The following is a 17,906-nucleotide window of genomic DNA, read 5'->3' as shown; positions in this document are numbered from 1 at the left end:
GAGCACAAAAGCTGATAGCGCTGATGGGCTGAGAGGCCCTTTATTTTTTTTTCCGGTAAAGCAAATGCCCCGACAAGTCGGGGCATCTGCTTTACGCCGCCGCAAACTACGTTTTCACACAGTCTGTAATAGCGCCTTTTTTTGTGTTCCTCGTCTGGGCTATCCTGCGGATTCCCCTGCCGTTCTGGAGCCGGGTGTGGAGCAGGAAAACCCCATGATCACCAGCAAATTGCCGAACGTTGGCACCACCATTTTTACCGTGATGTCCCAGCTTGCAGCCGACACGGGGGCGATCAATCTTTCTCAGGGTTTTCCTGATTTCGACGGGCCCGACGCACTGCGCGAAGCCCTCTGCCGCCGCACCATGGACGGCTTTAACCAATATGCGCCGATGGCCGGGCTGCCTGCATTGCGCCAGCAAGTTGCTGCCAAGATCGCCCGCTCCTACGGCCGTGAAGTCAATGTCGACACCGAAATCACCATCACCCCCGGCGCGACCCATGCAATCTTCTGCGCGATCCAGACCGTGGTGCGCGCAGGCGACGAAGTTATCGTGTTCGATCCGAGTTATGACAGCTACGAGCCTTCGGTAGAGCTGGCTGGCGGGCGCTGTGTGCACGTGCAGCTCAACGACGACGAGTTCTCCATCGACTGGGAGAAGCTCAGTGCGGCGCTGAGTCCGAAGACTCGCATGATCATCATCAACACCCCGCACAATCCGAGTGGTGCCCTGATCACCCGTGACGAACTGGATCAGTTGGCCGCTTTGATCCGCGACCGCGACATCTATCTGGTCAGTGACGAGGTCTACGAGCATCTGGTGTTCGACGGTGTGAAGCACGCCAGCGTCCTGGCTCATGAAGAGCTTTATGAGCGTGCGTTTGTGGTCAGTTCGTTCGGCAAGACCTATCACGTGACGGGCTGGAAAACGGGTTACCTGGTGGCCCCACCGGCGTTGACCTCCGAGATGCGCAAGATTCACCAGTTCGTCGGCTTTTGTGGCGTCACGCCGCTGCAGTGGGCACTGGCCGATTTCATGGCCGCCTGCCCTGAGCATGTCGAGGAGCTGCCTGCGTTCTATCAAGCCAAGCGCGACTTCTTCTGTGATCGCCTGGAGTCTTCGCGTTTCACCTTCAAGCGCGCTGCCGGGACTTATTTCCAGTTGGTCGATTACTCGCAGATCCGTCCTGATCTGAATGACGTCGAGATGTCGCTGTGGATGGCCCGCGAACACGGTGTGGCGAGCATTCCGCCGTCGGTGTTCTACCAGAACCCGCCGGAAGGCCAGCGCCTGATCCGCCTGTGCTTTCCAAAGCGTGAGGAGACGCTGCGTCTGGCAGCGGAAAAACTATGCGCGATCTGAGCCAACTGCAAAACCTGAACATCGCCCTGGTACAGACCACGCTGGTCTGGCATGACTGCCAGGCCAACCATGCGCACTTCGAAGAACTGCTTTCTCAGGCCGAAGGTGCCGATCTGGTGATCCTGCCGGAGATGTTCACCACTGGCTTTTCAATGGAATCCGAAGCGCTCGCCGAGCCAGAGAACGGCATCACCTCGCAATGGTTGCTGAGTCAGGCCAGAAGGCTCGATGCCGTGGTTACCGGCAGCGTGATCATTCGCGCCGCCGATGGCAGTCATCGCAATCGCCTGCTGTGGGCGCGTCCCGACGGCGAGCTTCTGCATTATGACAAGCGCCATCTGTTCCGCATGGCAGGCGAACATGAGCATTACAGCCCCGGCGAGCGACAGGTGCAGTTCGAACTCAAAGGCTGGCGGATTCGTCCGTTGATCTGCTATGACCTGCGTTTCCCGGTCTGGAGCCGTGGCGCGCAGGATACCGATCTGCTGCTGTACACCGCCAACTGGCCAGGGGCTCGACGTCAGCACTGGAACCGGCTGCTGCCCGCGCGGGCCATTGAAAACCTTTGCTACGTGGCGGCGGTGAATCGCGTCGGCACTGACGGCAAGGGTTTCGCGTATACCGGCGACAGTCAGGTGCTGGATTTCCAGGGCGAGAGCCTGCTGAACATAGGCGAGGCCGACGGTGTGTTTCACGTCAGCCTGTCGGCTGAGAGTCTGGCGGCATATCGGCAGAAATTCCCGGCATATCTCGACGCTGATACGTTCCAGATACACTAAAGTCATAGAGTTTGCGGGGCGGGCGGTCGATAGCGTTGTACCAAAACAGGAGATCGGTATGACCACCATCAGCGCATCCTCACTCACTTCCTACTCCAGCAGCTTCATTGTCGCGGTCAAGAAAGACACCACTACGACTGCCAGCGCTGACAGCGATACGTCGGCCACCGCAGCCGCTACGGCCACTTCCACCACTCAAACCGGCGGCACCGCTGCAGCAGGCGGTGCGGCTGGCGCGGGCGGCGGATCGAGCGCCTCCAGTGAAAGCGAACAGGCGATCGAGAAGCTCGAAGAGCAGATCAAACAAACCCAGAAGCAACTGCAGGAACAGGAGCAGCAACTGGCCGCCGCGCAGGCGGGGAGTGGGTCCGACGAAGAGAAAACCCAGCGGGCCATGGCGATTCAGGCTCAAATTTCCAGTACATCCGCGACGCTCGCCACCCAGGAAGCAGCTCTGGCGCAGTTGCAGCAGTCCGGCAGCATCAACACCACCGCCTGACATCCGGGCCGACAACGCTCCCTGGATCTGTCTGCCAGGAGGGTTTCATGCTCGCAGGGTGATCCCCTCAAGTTCTTTGTAAGCAGGTCGATACAAAGCGCATTAACAGGGAGATCGCGATCATGATTATCAATCCGGGTTTGGCGGGAAATTATTCAAGCTCGCTTGCGACCGCATCCAGGAATGACGGATCCATCAAGGACGAGACGGCAGCTCCCAAGGCTAATTTGCTTGGAGAAATCTTTAAAACGCCGACAGTGGCTAGCGCTGGCGAGACCAAGGCAGCTTCCAGTCCCAGTCAGGAAGCAATCAAGGAGTTGCAGGAGCAGATCAAGGAAGCTCAAAAACTCCTTCAGGAACAGCAGCAGCAACTGGCCGCTGTGCAGAGCAGTAAGTTGCCCGAGCAGGAGAAGGCTGCGCAGGTCATGGCCATACAGCAGCAGATTGCGGGAACCATGGCGCGCTTGGGTGCATTGACCGCGTCGTTGCTGGAGCTGATGAAAGGCACCGTCAACACAACAGCCTGATCAATGCCGCAGAAATGAAAAGGCCCTGAAGCGTTTGCTTCAGGGCCTTTTTTGTTGTCTGGGACGTGGAATCACACGTAGCTTTGGTCCACGCGCGTGATCTGAGGGAGCGAATTTATTCGCGAAAGTTGTAACAGGCGAAACATATGTATCGCCTGAGTTATTGCATCGCCAATGAATTCGCTCCCACAGAGGTCACGCTATACCGACACCGACGATCAGGCAGCCTGCGCCGCGGTCTCGGCCTGAATCAATGCGCGATTCAATGCACTGAACAGCGCCTTGAAGCTGGCCGTGGTGATGTTCTCGTCGATGCCCACACCGTGAACCGCACGCTCACCATTCACACGCAGTTCGATGTAGGCAGCGGCCTTGGCCGTGGTGCCTGCGCCAATCGCGTGCTCGTTGTAGTCCATGATTTCCGCCTTGACCGGCAGACCGGCGACCAGTGCTTCCAGTGCGCCATTGCCGCGGCCTTTCCAGTGCAGGTTGCTTTCGCCGTCACCCTTGCCGGTGACTTCGACTTCCACCGCGCTGTGACCGTTTTCTTCCTGCAGACGATGGCTGACCAGCGCATAAGGCTTGTTGGCTTGCAGGTATTCAGTCTTGAACAGCGAGTAGATCTGCTGCGCCGTCATTTCCAGGCCCAGACGGTCGGTCTCGCCCTGAACCACCTGGCTGAACTCGATTTGCATGCGACGCGGCAGGGAAATGCCGTACTCCTGTTCCAGCAGGTAGGTGATGCCACCTTTGCCGGACTGACTATTCACGCGAATCACAGCTTCGTAGCTGCGGCCGATATCCGCCGGATCGATCGGCAGGTATGGCACTTCCCACAACGCATCTTCTTTTTGCTGGGTGAGGCCTTTGCGGATGGCATCCTGGTGCGAGCCGGAGAACGCGGTATGAACCAGGTCGCCGACGTACGGGTGACGCGGGTGCACGGGAATCTGGTTGCACTCTTCGACGACCTTGCGCACGCCGTCGATGTCGGAGAAATCCAGTTGCGGGTTCAGACCTTGGGTGTACATGTTGAGGGCAACAGTTACCAGGTCAACGTTGCCGGTGCGCTCGCCGTTGCCGAACAGGCAGCCTTCGACGCGATCGGCACCGGCCATCAGGCCCAGTTCGGTCGCAGCAACGCCTGTGCCGCGGTCGTTATGGGTGTGCAGGCTGATGATCACACTGTCGCGACGGTTGATGTTGCGGCAGAACCACTCGATCTGGTCGGCATAGATGTTCGGCGTGGCGACTTCAACGGTCGCTGGCAGATTGAGGATCACCTTGTTCTGCGGCGTGGCGTTCCAGACTTCGACCACGGCGTCACAAACTTCCTTGGCAAAATCCAGTTCGGTGGCGCTGAAGGTTTCAGGGGAATACTCGAACTGCCATTGGGTCTCCGGCTGCTGGGCGGCATATTTGACGAACAGCTTGGCAGCGTTGACCGCGATGGCCTTGATGCCGTCCTTATCCTGATTGAAGACGATGCGGCGGAACGACGGCGACGTGGCGTTATAAAGATGCACGATGGCTTTCTTGGCGCCGCGCAGGGATTCGAAGGTGCGGGCGATCAGGTCTTCACGGCCTTGGGTCAGCACCTGAATGGTCGTGTCGTCCGGGATATGACCGTCTTCGATCAACGTACGCACAAAGTCGAAATCAGTCTGCGATGCGGCGGGGAAGGAGGCTTCGATTTCCTTCACACCCACCTGAACCAGGGTTTTCCAGAAGCGCAGTTTCTTGACCGAATCCATGGGCTCGATCAGCGATTGGTTACCGTCGCGCAAGTCGGAGCTGCACCAGATCGGCACTTCGGTAATGGTCTTGGAAGGCCAGGTACGGTCAGGCAGATCGATGACAGGAAACGCGCGGTACTTCTTCGAGGGATCTTTGAGCATGGTCATGTGAATAATCCTTTTTGCACTCAGGGCCGAGAGAAGGCGGCCGGCCGATTAATTAGACAGACAGGGTCGAGGCACCGCGATAAAGCCCGGCAGTCGTGCACTGACGAGACTGAGGCAGCGGTGCTGACGCAGCAGAATGAGGGTTTGAGAGGCTTTCATGTGTCCAACCGTAAACAATGGGGTGAAAGCTGGCAAGCGGTTGGAAAAAATTGGGAGAAGTTCTCGAAAAGTCGATAAGTGCAGGATTTTGTAGCGCCGATGCTGGTTATCTGGATTGTTTATTGCTGAGCCGTTTCGTCCTCGGCAATGCTTGGTATGGCACCAGGCTAACTGTGGGAACGAATTCATTCGCGAGACGACAGTCCTGCAGATAAATCTCCGGCAGCTGAATCTCTTTCGGGAATGAATTCGCTCCCACAGGTTTGCCGGAGGCTTAAAATGGTGATCAGACCGCCTCTTTACGGCTGAAACGCATTGATGAAGATCGCCGGATCAACCCGCGCATCGTTCAGGCTGACGTTCCAGTGCATGTGCGGCCCTGTCGCGCGGCCGGTCGAGCCAACGCGACCCACTACACCGCCGCGAGGCACGGCATCGCCGACCTTCACGTCAATCTTCGACATGTGGCAGAACATGCTGATGAAGCCTTGGCCGTGGTCGACGAACACCGTGTTGCCGTTGAAGAAGTAGTTACCGATCAGGATGACCTTGCCAGCCGCAGGTGACTTGATCGGAGTGCCGGCCGGAACGGCGAAATCCAGGCCAGCGTGAGGGTTGCGTTCTTCACCATTGAAGAAGCGGCGTACGCCAAACTTGCTCGAAAGCGGGCCGTTGACGGGTTTATCCAGCAACAGGTTGCTCGGCGTCACCGGACTAAAGCTGCGGTAGGCGCGCACTTGTACATCCAGCTCCTGCTCGATGCGCTTCAGGTCGTCGGGGTTGGGGTTGACCTGGCGCTGATTCTTCAGCGTGATGCGCTGCTCAGGATATTTCTTGCTGCCCACCGTGAACGGCAGGTTACGACCGCCGCTGCTGACTTGCTGCAAAGTCCCGGATTTGACGCTCAATGGGATGCCGACAATCGCCAGCCAACGCGCGTCCTGATCCTTGACCACCAGCACCGGTTTGCCCTGAAAGGTCGCTTTCGGCGCCTGAGCGGCCGGGCCGAGGTCCACCACTGCGACGCCGCCGGGGACTGGCTTGTTGAGCAGGCGCGATATGTAACTGTCGGCAGATGCCGGAAGCGCAAAACATATGGCCAGTGCGGCAGCGGCCAGTGAGCGATACAAGAGCGGCAACATCGATCAATCCAGAAGAGAAAGGGTGACGGGCGTCAGGTGATTGTCTTCGACCCGCACGTGCAGTTCGCCATCGCCCAGTTTTGCCGTGAGGCGCTGACCCGTGTGGGTCTGCTCGGCGGCGCGAATGGCCTTGCCGCGTTCGTCCAGCAAGATGCTGTAGCCGCGACCCAGGGTGGCGAGGGGGCTGACCACGTTCAGCGTCTGCACCTGACTTTGCAATTGCAGGCGACGGGTCTTGAGGTTTTCCTTGATCGCGCGTGGCAGGCGCTCGGCCAGCACGTCCAGGCGCTGACGCAAATACGCCAGGGTACGACCGGGATGTTGCGCGGCCAGCCGGCTTTCCAGATGGCTCATGCGCACCTGGCGTTTGTGCATTTGCTGTTCGAAGGCCCGGCGCATACGCATGTCCAGATCATCCAGGCGCTGAGCGCGCTGGCGCAGACGCTCACCCGGGTGACGCAGGCGTCGGGAGATACCGTCCAGCCGCAGTTGCTCGCGCATCAGTCGATCCTGCATGCGGCTGATCAGGCGGCGTTGCAGACTTTCGACGCGACGATGCAGATCGCTGGAATCAGGAGCTAATAGTTCTGCAGCGGCGGACGGCGTCGGCGCGCGGACGTCGGCGACGAAGTCGCTGATCGAGACGTCGGTTTCGTGGCCCACCGCGCTGACGATCGGCGTCACGCAGGCATCGATGGCACGGGCCACGGCTTCTTCGTTGAAGCACCATAAGTCTTCCAGCGAGCCGCCGCCGCGGGCCAGAATCAGCGCGTCGAAGCCTCGGGAATCCGCCAGTTTCAGCGCGCGCACGATCTGATTGATCGCCTCTCGCCCCTGCACGGCGGTTGGGATCAGCGTCAGCTCGACGCGCGGCGCGCGACGACGGAACACGCTGATGATGTCGCGAATCACCGCGCCCGTGGGCGAACTGACGATGCCGATGCGTTGTGGGTGCAGGGGCAGGGCGACCTTGCGCTCGGCGCTGAACAGGCCCTCGGCGTTGAGTTTGTCTTTCAGCGCATCGAAGGCCAGTCGCAGCGCGCCATCACCGGCGGGCTCGACGGTATCGAGGATCAATTGATAGTCCCCACGACCTTCGAACAGCGAGACCTTGCCGCGTACCTTGACCGCCAGGCCATCCTTCAGCGCCTGACGCACCCGCGTCGCGTTACTGCGGAACAGGGCGCAACGAACCTGCGCGCCGGTGTCCTTCAGCGTGAAATAGACATGACCGGACGCCGGGCGCGACAGGTTGGAAATCTCCCCCTCGACCCAGACGTTGGAAAACACATCTTCCAGCAGCACGCGGGCGCGGCCATTGAGCTGGCTGACAGTGAGGACTTCCCGGTCAAGGCCGAGTCTTGCGAAGGGGTCTTTGATCATGGCGGGCATGATAAAGGCATTGAGGTGCGGGTCACCAGATTAATAGATGCAGGGGCAGATCCTGCGGGAGCGGGCTTATTCGCGAAAACTCTGACAGACGGCACAGATTTATCGCCCTGAACCGTAGCATTGCGAATGAATTCGCTCCCACAGAGACGCATTTCTCTGACCGATCATTCGCCCCGATATATGCTGTGCGCCGCCACTCATCCAAGGAGGAAAAAATGTTCGCCACCCTCGCCGAATTGTCAGGCGTCGTCGACCAACTGGGACTGACCCCACTGGACTGGCTGTTCATCGAAGGTGGTGTCGTCGCCGCCTATCTGGTCTTCGCCATTGCCGGTTTCGGCACGGCGCTGGTAGCCGGTCCCGTGCTTATCCATTTTATGCCGTTGTCGCGGATCATTCCGTTGTTGGTCATGCTGGATTTCCTCGCCGCATTCAGTCATTTACTGCCGTCGCGGGAATCGGTGGTGCGCGGTGAGCTGCTGCGCATGATTCCGTGCATGGCGGTCGGCTGTACGTTGGGTGTGCTGTTCCTGCTCAATCTCAAGTCCGACGTCCTTCTATTAATGATGGGCTTGTTCCTGGTCGGCTATTCGCTCTACAGCCTGGCGGTGAAGGTGCGCCCGACCCAGCTGTCGGCGCTCTGGTCGGTGCCGATGGGGACCGTGGGTGGGCTATTCGGCGCTTTGTTCGGCAGCGGCGGCTTTTTATATGCGATCTACCTCAACGGTCGTCTGACCGACAAGACCCAGGCCCGCGCCACGCAAAACGCGCTGATCAGCTGCAGCACCATGGTGCGGCTGAGCCTGTTCGTCATCACCGGCGTCTATGCGCAGATATCGCTGCTGATGCTGGCGGTCTGCTTGCTGCCGGCGATGATCGTCGGCTCCTGGATTGGCCGGCACCTGGTCAAGCGCCTGTCCCGTGAGATGTTCGTGCGTCTGGTGACCTGGATGGTACTGATCAGCGGTATCACGTTGATCGGTCGTTACATGGCAGGCTGAACGCCATACTTGACGTCATCAGCGATGGTATTAAGCTGCCGCCCCCGATCACGCGTCAGACAGGCCCGTCATGAACACCCAAAGCATTATCGTCCCGCAAATCTCCAGCTTTCCGGCCCATGAGGCGAAGGCGCGGGCGATTCTGCGCTGGCTGGTGAAGCTCGACGTGGTTGAGGAAGCGCTCACCACCTGCGGCCGCAGTTTCAATCGCATGGCCTACGCAATTGCCCCCGGCGCGCGACGCTTCGTCGAAAACCCCGACGCGTTGCCCTATGGGCAGCCGGTGAACGGTTTGGAGATCGTCCTCAAGCGCTGTATCTATACGCCACAGCAGGGCTTCAAGGAGGAGGCAGGTTGCCCCGAGTGTCGTCGCGAGATCGGCGAGGCGCTGTTCGACAGTCTGGAGGAGTGGATGCCGGGTCATACCGATAACTTCATTTGCCCGGAGTGTCGCCACGAAGACGACATCAATGGCTTTCTTTTTCTCGATCCGTGCGGCTTTTCCAACTTGGGATTCATCTTCAACAACTGGCTGGATGCAGGCTTCAAAACAACCTTCATCGAAGAGTTCGCCGAACGTCTGGATCGCCCGGTGTCCTTCGTCAAAGTCCGGCTATAAAAGCAGCATTGTGCGATAGAGCCGGCCAATCCTTTCCTTTAGCAAATAGGCTGATCTTTACATTGAGCAAGGGCACCTCTGTGGGTATAATGGCGCGCTTCCATTTTCCCGCTCGGGAGCCCAGCGATGCTGCGTATCAGCCAAGAAGCCCTTACATTCGACGACATTCTCCTTGTGCCCGGTTATTCCGAGGTGCTTCCTAACGAAGTCAGTCTGAAAACCCGATTGACCCGTGGCATCGAACTGAACATCCCCCTCGTTTCCGCCGCTATGGACACTGTCACTGAAGCCCGACTGGCAATCGCCATGGCTCAAGAAGGCGGTATCGGCGTCATCCACAAGAACATGACCATCGAGCAGCAGGCTGCCGAAGTGCGCAAGGTCAAGAAGTTCGAAGCGGGTGTAGTAAAGGATCCGATTACCATCGAAGCTGACGCCACCGTTCGCGATCTGTTCGAACTGACCCGTCAACACAACATTTCCGGCGTTCCGGTCCTCCATGATGGCGAGCTCGTCGGCATCGTGACTTCCCGGGACGTTCGTTTCGAAAATCGTCTGGACGTGCCGGTGCGCGAAGTGATGACGCCCAAAGAGCGTCTGGTCACCGTTCGCGAAGGCGCCGACAAGTACGAAGTCCGCGATCTGCTGCACAAGCACCGTCTGGAAAAAGTCCTGATCGTCGACGACAAGTTCGCGCTCAAGGGCATGATGACCGTCAAGGACATCGAGAAATCCAAAGCCTACCCATTGGCCAGCAAGGACGATCAAGGTCGTCTGCGTGTCGGCGCCGCGGTAGGCACCGGCAAAGACACCGGCGAGCGCGTCAGCGCCCTGGTTGCTGCCGGCGTTGACGTCGTCGTCGTCGACACCGCGCATGGTCACTCCAAAGGCGTGATCGACCGCGTTCGCTGGGTCAAGCAGAACTACCCTGACGTCCAGGTCATCGGCGGCAACATTGCCACCGGCGCCGCTGCTCGCGCGCTGGTCGAAGCCGGCGCTGATGGCGTCAAGGTCGGTATCGGCCCTGGCTCGATCTGCACCACCCGTATCGTTGCAGGCGTGGGCGTGCCGCAAATCAGTGCCATCGCCAACGTTGCTTCGGCGCTGGAAGGCACCGACGTTCCCCTGATCGCCGATGGCGGTATCCGTTTCTCCGGCGACCTGTCCAAGGCCATCGTGGCCGGTGCCTACTGCGTGATGATGGGCTCGATGTTCGCCGGTACCGAAGAAGCGCCGGGCGAAATCGAACTGTTCCAGGGTCGTTCGTACAAGGCCTATCGCGGCATGGGTTCGCTGGGTGCGATGTCTCAGGCGCAGGGCTCCTCGGACCGCTACTTCCAGGATTCATCCGAAGGTGCCGAGAAGCTGGTACCGGAAGGCATTGAAGGCCGAGTGGCCTACAAAGGTTCGCTGGCCGCGATCATTCATCAGTTGATGGGTGGCCTGCGTTCCTCCATGGGTTATACCGGCAGCGCCCATATTCAGGAAATGCGCACCAAGCCTGAATTCGTGCGTATCACCGGCGCCGGCATGGCCGAGTCTCATGTCCACGACGTGCAGATCACCAAGGAAGCGCCGAACTATCGGGTCGGCTGACGCCTCCAGCGGCAAGTTACGAGTTATTAGCTACAAGCGATCTGCAGCGACACTGCCTTTGGGGCTGTCGCTACGGATCTGCGGCCCCCAACACCTTGCAGCTTGAAGCTTAAGGCTTGAAGCTGCTCTATCTAGAGTCCTCTCATGGCCCTCGACATTCACGCCCACCGCATCCTTATCCTGGACTTCGGTTCCCAGTACACCCAACTGATCGCCCGTCGCGTACGTGAGATCGGTGTGTACTGCGAGCTGCACCCGTTCGACATGGACGATGAAGCGATTCGCGAATTTGCGCCAAAAGGCGTCATCCTTGCCGGCGGCCCCGAGTCCGTGCACGTCGCCGACAGCCCGCGCTGCCCGCAAGCCGTGTTTGACCTGAACGTGCCGATCTTCGGCATCTGCTACGGCATGCAGACCATGGCCGAGCAGCTCGGAGGTCGCGTCGAAGGTTCGGATCTGCGTGAATTCGGTTATGCCCGTGTCGATGTCGTCGGCAAGAGCCGCATACTCGACGGCATCGAAGACCATGTCGACGCCGATGGCGTTTTCGGTCTGGACGTGTGGATGAGCCACGGCGACAAGGTCACCGAAATCCCTGCAGGTTTCCACGTTCTGGCCAGTACCCCTAGCTGCCCGATCGCCGGTATGGCCGACGACACCCGTGGCTACTACGGCGTGCAATTCCACCCGGAAGTCACCCACACCAAGCAGGGTGGTCGCATTCTGTCGCGCTTCATTCTCGACATCTGCGGCTGTGAAGCACTGTGGACGCCTTCGAAGATCGCTGAAGACGCCATCGCCCAGGTCCGCGCCCAGGTCGGCACCGATAACGTCCTGCTGGGCCTGTCTGGCGGTGTCGACTCTTCGGTGGTAGCAGCCTTGCTGCACAAAGCCATCGGCGATCAACTCACCTGTGTCTTCGTCGACAACGGCCTGCTGCGTCTGCACGAAGGCGAGCAAGTGATGGCCATGTTCGCCGAGAACATGGGCGTCAAGGTGATCCGCGCCAACGCCGAAGAGCAGTTCCTCAACAACCTGGCAGGCGAAAGCGATCCAGAGAAGAAGCGCAAGATCATTGGCCGGACATTTATCGACGTGTTCGATGCCGAGTCGACCAAGCTGCACAACATCAAATTCCTGGCACAGGGCACCATCTACCCTGACGTGATCGAGTCCGCTGGCGCCAAGAGCGGCAAGGCCCACGTGATCAAGTCGCACCACAACGTGGGTGGCCTGCCGGAAGAAATGAACCTGAAACTCGTCGAGCCACTGCGCGAACTGTTCAAGGACGAAGTTCGTCGTCTGGGCCTGGAACTGGGTCTGCCGTACGACATGGTCTACCGCCACCCGTTCCCGGGTCCAGGCCTGGGTGTCCGCATCCTTGGCGAAGTGAAGAAAGAGTACGCCGACCTGCTGCGTCGCGCCGACCACATCTTCATCGAAGAGCTGCGCAAAGCCGACTGGTACCACAAGGTCAGTCAGGCTTTCGTCGTGTTCCAGCCGGTCAAGTCGGTTGGCGTGGTGGGCGACGGTCGTCGCTACGCATGGGTCGTCGCTCTGCGCGCCGTTGAAACCATCGACTTCATGACCGCACGTTGGGCACACCTGCCTTACGAACTACTGGAAACCGTCAGCGGCCGCATCATCAACGAAATCGAAGGCATCTCCCGGGTGACTTACGACGTATCGAGCAAGCCGCCGGCGACGATTGAGTGGGAATGACCGTGAAATCCAACTGAAGTCTCACCGAGACTTCAGTGATTCACACCTGAAGCCGGATGCAGTCTCCAGAAGACTCATCCGGCTTCGTCGTTTCAGCGATTATTTCAAACCAGCCAGCTTCAGGGCGGTTGCCAGTTTATCGAGCGTGTCAAAGCGACGCCCACTCACTAGTGGCCATTCGGGACGCTGGAGGTAGAACTGCATACCGTCTGTTCTGATGGGCGTGTATGCGAGAAGTCCGTCGCGGCCTCGGTGGATGAGTTCGGGCGAATCGCCTGTCCGCATGATGGCAAAGTCGCCCGGATGCGGCAGGCGTGCATCGAGCAAGCCGGGCGCTTCAACAAAGTGGGTTCTGCGTCCTGTGACTGCCATGCGTAGTCTGAGATCACTTTTGACTCTTCCGGCGGGTCTGCCCAGCGCGTCGTTCACATCTTCCCCTGGGTCCAGGTCGTAACCCGTCGCCTCGCCAGGGTCGACATCGGTGACGCGCAATCCGATGACGCCCTCCAGTTCTGCGACACCGGCAATCTGTTTGAAAGTGTTCGCGTGTGCATTGCCAACCAACGCTATCCATTTCCCGCCACCCAGGGCGGCCTGATCAGCGTTGATGACCCTGTGGGCGAAGTAATTCATCATTTTTTCGCGCACTGTGCGGTCCGGGTCTGGCAGCCCGGAGACCCGATAACTGGTCATGCAGTCGATGGCGCGTATGCGCACGCGATGGTTGTTGGCCGTTTTGACCAGATTGAGAAAGGTATACCGGCCGGTCGCGTCGGTGCAGTGACCGCGGTCCAGGCCCTGCAGGTATGACTCAAGCTTTCCCGGCATGGACCCGGTCCTGGCAAAAGCGTCCAGATCGACCTGATGCAAGTCGGTGAACAGGTGTTCCATATAGAGGGTTCGGACGTTTTGTTTAGCCAGTTGCCCCATGTTGTCGATCAGAAATTGTTTGCTGGCTACGCAGTTGTGACTTTCACCAATCACCAGGCCGGGCGCGTTCTCATAGAGTTGCTTGAGCGCCAGTTTCGGCGGCGATTCGGGCGCTATTCCGGGGATTGGCGGACGTTCGGGAATCTGCAGGTGCGCATAAAAAGCGTCTGCATCGTTCAGCAGTCGAAGACGCATGGCGAAGAAATCCTCGATCGGATCGTTTGCATCAAGGGACGCATAATCGCCGTCAAAAGGTTTATTGCTAGGGCTTTCGACGCGGCTGCGCAAGGGTTCTCGCAGCGCCTGCGGCATGTCATAGGGGCTGGGTAGCGCTGCTCTGATCGGCGCCACAGAGTCCGCTCTTCCCTGTAATTTGCGCATTGCGCCACCGCCTCCGCGCAGGCCTTGGCTAACAGGCTCCCAGTCTCCGGCAGCGTTCAAGCGGACGGGCAGGTTGCGGTGAAACGAGAAGGGGTTTTGCGGGTCGACGATGACCCAGCTGTTGAGTTCATTGACATGGCGCACTTGATAGCCAAGGCCGTCAATCGAGATATAGGTCGTGCCATCACCTGCCAGGTAGACATTGCGCATTCGGCCCGTGGTCGGCGGCGGTGAATAATCGTCGAGTACCTCGTTGGTTTCGAATGGCGCCAGCAGGTCGGCGAGTTTATCGGGGTCCACCTGACCAGGCTTCGGGCGCTTCATGTCTGTGGCAGTGGGTGTAAATGACTCTTCAAATGCGGAGTCTGTCACTGCGACGGGCTTGCTTTCAGGAGCGATGTCGGCAAGCTCCGGCGCTTCGGCCGCAATCAGAAAGAGACCATTGAAGAGCACATCAACGCTGCCGAAAATGGCCCCGAGCACGCTGGTTTTGCGTTCGGCAGTGGTGTGGCCATGTATCGCCTGGTCGATGTTCAGCCCCACGTCGGCCAGGCCCGCGCCAACCGCCGCCAGGGCGATCGGCCAATCCAGAGCGGCCAGCGCACCGAACGTTTGGCCAAAGGCGCGCAAATAGCCAATCCACATCTGCTTGCGCAGTTCACTGTTGGAATACAGGGCGAATTCGGCGTCAGCCTCCATCCGCGCCTTTGCGGCATCGCGCAAGTGGGTGAAGGGGTCGCTGATAATAGAGTGGTCGTCGCGGTTGACCACGGCTTGAGGGTGCCGGCCCCAGTTGCTGAACATCAGATCCAGGGCATGATGCAGTCCCACCCGATGATCGCTTTCTGAATGAGTCGACAGAGGGAAGTGCGCCATGAACCGCGCGCGATTGTTGAATTCATTGGTATGCATCATCAGCCACCACTGCAGGTCATCCGGCTTATCGAAGGCCTGAAAAGCATCGACCTCACCTGGCATATAGAGGAATTGTCGGCCGCTGGTTTCGACGATTCGCAGGATGTCGCTGGCCTCGTAACCGGCGATATCCAGCTTCGCGATGCGCACCCCGGCGCCGAGTTGCGTCTCTGCTTGCAGCATCGAGAGGGTGATCGGCTTGCTCGTTTCCAGACCCATTGCCGCCATGAGTGCATTGAACTGTTCGGCGTCGAGGCTGCCGCTGTGGCGGTCTTCTACGGCCTTGGCGATGAAGTTGGCCTTCGCCAGTGTCCTGAAATCGTCCGCGCGGTCTCGCCAGAAGCGATTCATCCTGAAGGTGAAGTCTGTCTTGAAATCCAGGGCCCAGAACGCGTTCATCACTTCTCGGGGTAGCAAGCGGACTTCATTGCTTTCATCGAAAACCTTGGCCTCGGGGCCGGCGGTATAGAAGCCGCTCATCGCTTGCAGGGAGTCAGCATTGTCCTGATCGCCTGCACTGAACCGGCGCATCACCAGTTGCGGCAGGGTAAATGATGCGATGGGTTTGTCGTGATGCTGCCAGCCGTTGAAGGATCGCGAGCTGCTTTGAGTCACGTCGAATCGATGCCAGTAAACGGCGTCGGGTTCCAGATAATCGAGGTAGTGCTGGCGCAGTATTTCACGGGCGGCAGCGCGGGCCATTTCACGCATATCCGGGCAATTCGCTACCAGCTTCCTGGCGATGGCTTCGAGGGATTTTTGATCGGTAGTGGGGCCGGGAATGTCATCAATGATGGGAGGCATGATCGTCGTCCTTGATAAATGAACCCTGAGCTTCCTGATTCACGCCGCTCAATTGGTACTAAATATGTACCGCAGCCACAGCCTGCTTATTTTTCCGCAAACGCAGGTGTATCGTATTCGCCCCTCGCAAAGGCTCTCGTTCAGCGCTTTGTTCCCTTTACGGCTTACACAAAGGTGCCTTGCCTGATGTCCTTTACCCGTCGACAAATCCTCGCAGGTCTGGCCGGTCTTGCCGTGGTGGGGCTGGGCGCTGGTGGTGCTTCGCGATATTGGTTGGGCAAGCGCGGGTCGGGGGAAGGGCACGACTATGAGTTGATCGCTGCGCCACTGGATGTCGAGCTGGTCGCTGGGCACCAGACACCGGCCTGGGCGTTCGGTGGCTCGGCACCGGGGACCGAGTTGCGGGTGCGGCAGGGTGATTGGCTGCGGGTGCGGTTCATCAATCGACTGCCGGTGGAGACCACCATTCATTGGCACGGCATTCGTCTGCCGCTGGAGATGGATGGCGTGCCCTATGTGTCGCAACTCCCGGTCAAGCCGGGCGAGTACTTCGACTACAAATTCAGGGTGCCCGATGCAGGCAGCTACTGGTATCACCCCCATGTCAGCAGTAGCGAACAGCTGGGACGCGGGCTGATCGGGCCGTTGATTGTCGAGGAGCGCGAGCCCACGGGTTTTTTGCATGAGCGAGTGGTCAGTCTGAAGAGTTGGCATGTGGACGAACAAGGGGCGTTCACCGAGTTCAGCGTGACCCGCGAAGCGGCGCGGGAGGGTACGGCGGGGCGATTGTCGACGATCAATGGTGCCCCGCAAGGTATCGTCGAGTTGCCGGCCGGGCAGATTACCCGTGTGCGCATCCTCAACCTCGACAACACCGTGACCTACCGCCTGAATCTGCCGGGTGCCGAGGTGATGATCTACGCGCTGGACGGCAATCCCGTCAAACCGCGGCCGCTGGGCAAGGATTACTGGCTGGGGCCGGGAATGCGTATCTGTCTGGCAATCCGCGCGCCGGCGGCAGGTGGCGAATTGTCCCTGCGCAACGGGCCGGTGCGGTTGGGCACGTTCCGCTCGGTCGCCAATGATGACGCGCCCGCCGATTGGCCGCCGGAGCTGCCCGCCAACCCGGTAGCCGAGCCGGATCTTGCCAACGCCGAAAAGCTCAATTTCAATTTCGAGTGGGCGGGCGCGGTGTCCGTCAACGTCGACAACGGCAAACCGCCGAGCCTGTGGCAGATCAACGGTCAGGCCTGGGATATTACGGACAAGACCTGCGCCGACCGACCGATCGCGAAACTCGAAAAGGGCAAGAGTTACATCTTTGAGCTGAAGAACATGACGCAGTACCAGCATCCCATTCACGTGCATGGCATGAGCTTCAAGGTCATCGCCTCCAATCGCAAGAAGGTCATTCCTTATTTCACCGATACCTACCTGTTGGGCAGGAACGAGCGCGCACGGGTTGCGCTGGTAGCGGATAATCCCGGCGTGTGGATGTTCCACTGCCATGTGATCGATCACATGGAAACCGGTCTTATGGCAGCTATCGAGGTTTCGTAATGCGGCAGCCGCAAATCATTGATCGCAGTCGCGATCAGCATTTCATGCGTGAAGCCCTGGCGCTGGCCGCCGAAGGGGCGGTGTTGGGAGAGGTGCCGGTGGGCGCGGTGGTGGTTCACGACGGGGTGATCATCGGCCGTGGCTACAACTGCCCCATCAGCGGCAGCGACCCCAGCGCCCACGCCGAGATGGTCGCCATTCGTGCGGCGGCTCAGGCGTTGAACAACTACCGCCTGCCGGGCAGCACGCTATACGTGACGCTGGAGCCGTGCAGCATGTGTGCGGGATTGATCGTGCATTCGCGCATCGGTCGGGTGGTGTACGGCGCCACCGAGCCCAAAGCGGGCGTGGTACAGAGCCAGGGGCAGTTTTTCACTCAGCCGTTTCTCAATCACCGGGTGTTGTTCGAGGGCGGGGTGCTGGGTGATGAGTGCGGGACGATGTTGAGTGAGTTTTTCAGGATGAGAAGGGCGAAGGGGTAGGACTCAGCTTTTGAGGCCGTGGCATCTTACTTGGGAGCGACTTCATTCGCGAGAGGCCAGTAAAGCCGATGTAAATCCGGTGTCTGAGACACCGCATCGCGAATGAATTCGCGCCCACAGGAAAGGTATGT

The 17,906-nt window shown here is 59.3% G+C and carries 14 protein-coding genes; 10 read left to right on the top strand and 4 right to left on the bottom strand.

Going from position 1 to position 17,906, the window contains the following annotated elements:
• The first annotated feature begins 214 nt into the window (after positions 1–214).
• From ACRER8_RS26140 to ACRER8_RS26125, 4 genes are all read left to right on the top strand, one after another.
• On the top strand, positions 215–1,363 hold the full coding sequence (locus ACRER8_RS26140; protein ID WP_431749056.1) for a pyridoxal phosphate-dependent aminotransferase: 1,149 nt from the start codon (positions 215–217) through the stop codon (positions 1,361–1,363).
• A complete protein-coding gene (locus ACRER8_RS26135) occupies positions 1,351–2,142 on the top strand; it encodes an amidohydrolase (RefSeq protein ID WP_431749055.1) in 792 nt (263 codons plus the stop codon). Before ACRER8_RS26140 ends, ACRER8_RS26135 begins: the two co-directional genes overlap by 13 nt.
• A 58-nt stretch (positions 2,143–2,200) precedes the next feature.
• On the top strand, positions 2,201–2,641 hold the full coding sequence (locus ACRER8_RS26130) for a hypothetical protein (protein ID WP_431749054.1): 441 nt from the start codon (positions 2,201–2,203) through the stop codon (positions 2,639–2,641).
• A gap of 122 nt (positions 2,642–2,763) precedes the next feature.
• Positions 2,764–3,168 carry a hypothetical protein gene (locus ACRER8_RS26125; protein WP_431749053.1) on the top strand — a complete coding sequence of 135 codons (405 nt, stop codon included), beginning with the start codon at positions 2,764–2,766 and terminating at the stop codon, positions 3,166–3,168.
• A gap of 218 nt (positions 3,169–3,386) precedes the next feature.
• Here the strand turns inward: ACRER8_RS26125 and leuA are convergent, their stop codons facing one another.
• The 3 genes from leuA to xseA all read right to left on the bottom strand — a co-directional run bounded on the left by leuA (position 3,387) and on the right by xseA (position 7,756).
• Complete coding sequence (gene leuA, locus ACRER8_RS26120; RefSeq protein ID WP_431749052.1) at positions 3,387–5,072, bottom strand: 2-isopropylmalate synthase; 1,686 nt, start codon at positions 5,070–5,072, stop codon at positions 3,387–3,389.
• Positions 5,073–5,530: 458 nt separating this feature from the next.
• Positions 5,531–6,373, bottom strand: coding sequence for a peptidoglycan DD-metalloendopeptidase family protein (locus ACRER8_RS26115; RefSeq protein ID WP_431749051.1), 843 nt, complete (start codon positions 6,371–6,373; stop codon positions 5,531–5,533).
• 3 nt (positions 6,374–6,376) lie between these two features.
• Positions 6,377–7,756, bottom strand: coding sequence for an exodeoxyribonuclease VII large subunit (gene xseA / locus ACRER8_RS26110; protein ID WP_431749058.1), 1,380 nt, complete (start codon positions 7,754–7,756; stop codon positions 6,377–6,379).
• 224 nt (positions 7,757–7,980) lie between these two features.
• Between xseA and ACRER8_RS26105 the strand changes: the two genes are divergently transcribed.
• From ACRER8_RS26105 to guaA, 4 genes are all read left to right on the top strand, one after another.
• Positions 7,981–8,766, top strand: a complete 786-nt coding sequence (locus ACRER8_RS26105) for a sulfite exporter TauE/SafE family protein (RefSeq protein ID WP_431749050.1) — start codon at positions 7,981–7,983, stop codon at positions 8,764–8,766.
• A 70-nt stretch (positions 8,767–8,836) separates the two neighbouring features.
• Positions 8,837–9,385 (top strand): sugar ABC transporter ATPase, encoded by a 549-nt coding sequence (locus tag ACRER8_RS26100; RefSeq protein ID WP_431749049.1) that lies wholly within the window; start codon positions 8,837–8,839, stop codon positions 9,383–9,385.
• Between the two features lie 126 nt (positions 9,386–9,511).
• Entirely contained in the window at positions 9,512–10,981 is a 1,470-nt protein-coding gene (gene guaB / locus ACRER8_RS26095) for an IMP dehydrogenase (protein WP_431749048.1), read from the top strand.
• Between the two features lie 144 nt (positions 10,982–11,125).
• Positions 11,126–12,703 (top strand): glutamine-hydrolyzing GMP synthase, encoded by a 1,578-nt coding sequence (gene guaA, locus ACRER8_RS26090; protein ID WP_431749047.1) that lies wholly within the window; start codon positions 11,126–11,128, stop codon positions 12,701–12,703.
• Between the two features lie 99 nt (positions 12,704–12,802).
• Here the strand turns inward: guaA and ACRER8_RS26085 are convergent, their stop codons facing one another.
• Entirely contained in the window at positions 12,803–15,733 is a 2,931-nt protein-coding gene (locus ACRER8_RS26085) for a dermonecrotic toxin domain-containing protein (protein ID WP_431749046.1), read from the bottom strand.
• A 186-nt stretch (positions 15,734–15,919) separates the two neighbouring features.
• Here ACRER8_RS26085 and ACRER8_RS26080 point away from each other — a divergent pair, with 186 nt between their 5' ends.
• A complete protein-coding gene (locus ACRER8_RS26080; RefSeq protein WP_431749045.1) occupies positions 15,920–17,293 on the top strand; it encodes a multicopper oxidase family protein in 1,374 nt (457 codons plus the stop codon).
• A complete protein-coding gene (gene tadA, locus ACRER8_RS26075) occupies positions 17,293–17,775 on the top strand; it encodes a tRNA adenosine(34) deaminase TadA (protein WP_431749044.1) in 483 nt (160 codons plus the stop codon). The genes ACRER8_RS26080 and tadA overlap by 1 nt, the downstream gene beginning before the upstream one ends.
• The last annotated feature ends 131 nt before the right edge of the window (positions 17,776–17,906 follow it).

Origin of the sequence: Pseudomonas sp. (genome assembly GCF_050739935.1) — a bacterium.
In the GTDB taxonomy this organism is placed as follows: domain Bacteria; phylum Pseudomonadota; class Gammaproteobacteria; order Pseudomonadales; family Pseudomonadaceae; genus Aquipseudomonas.
This window is presented reverse-complemented; position numbering and strand designations above follow the sequence as displayed.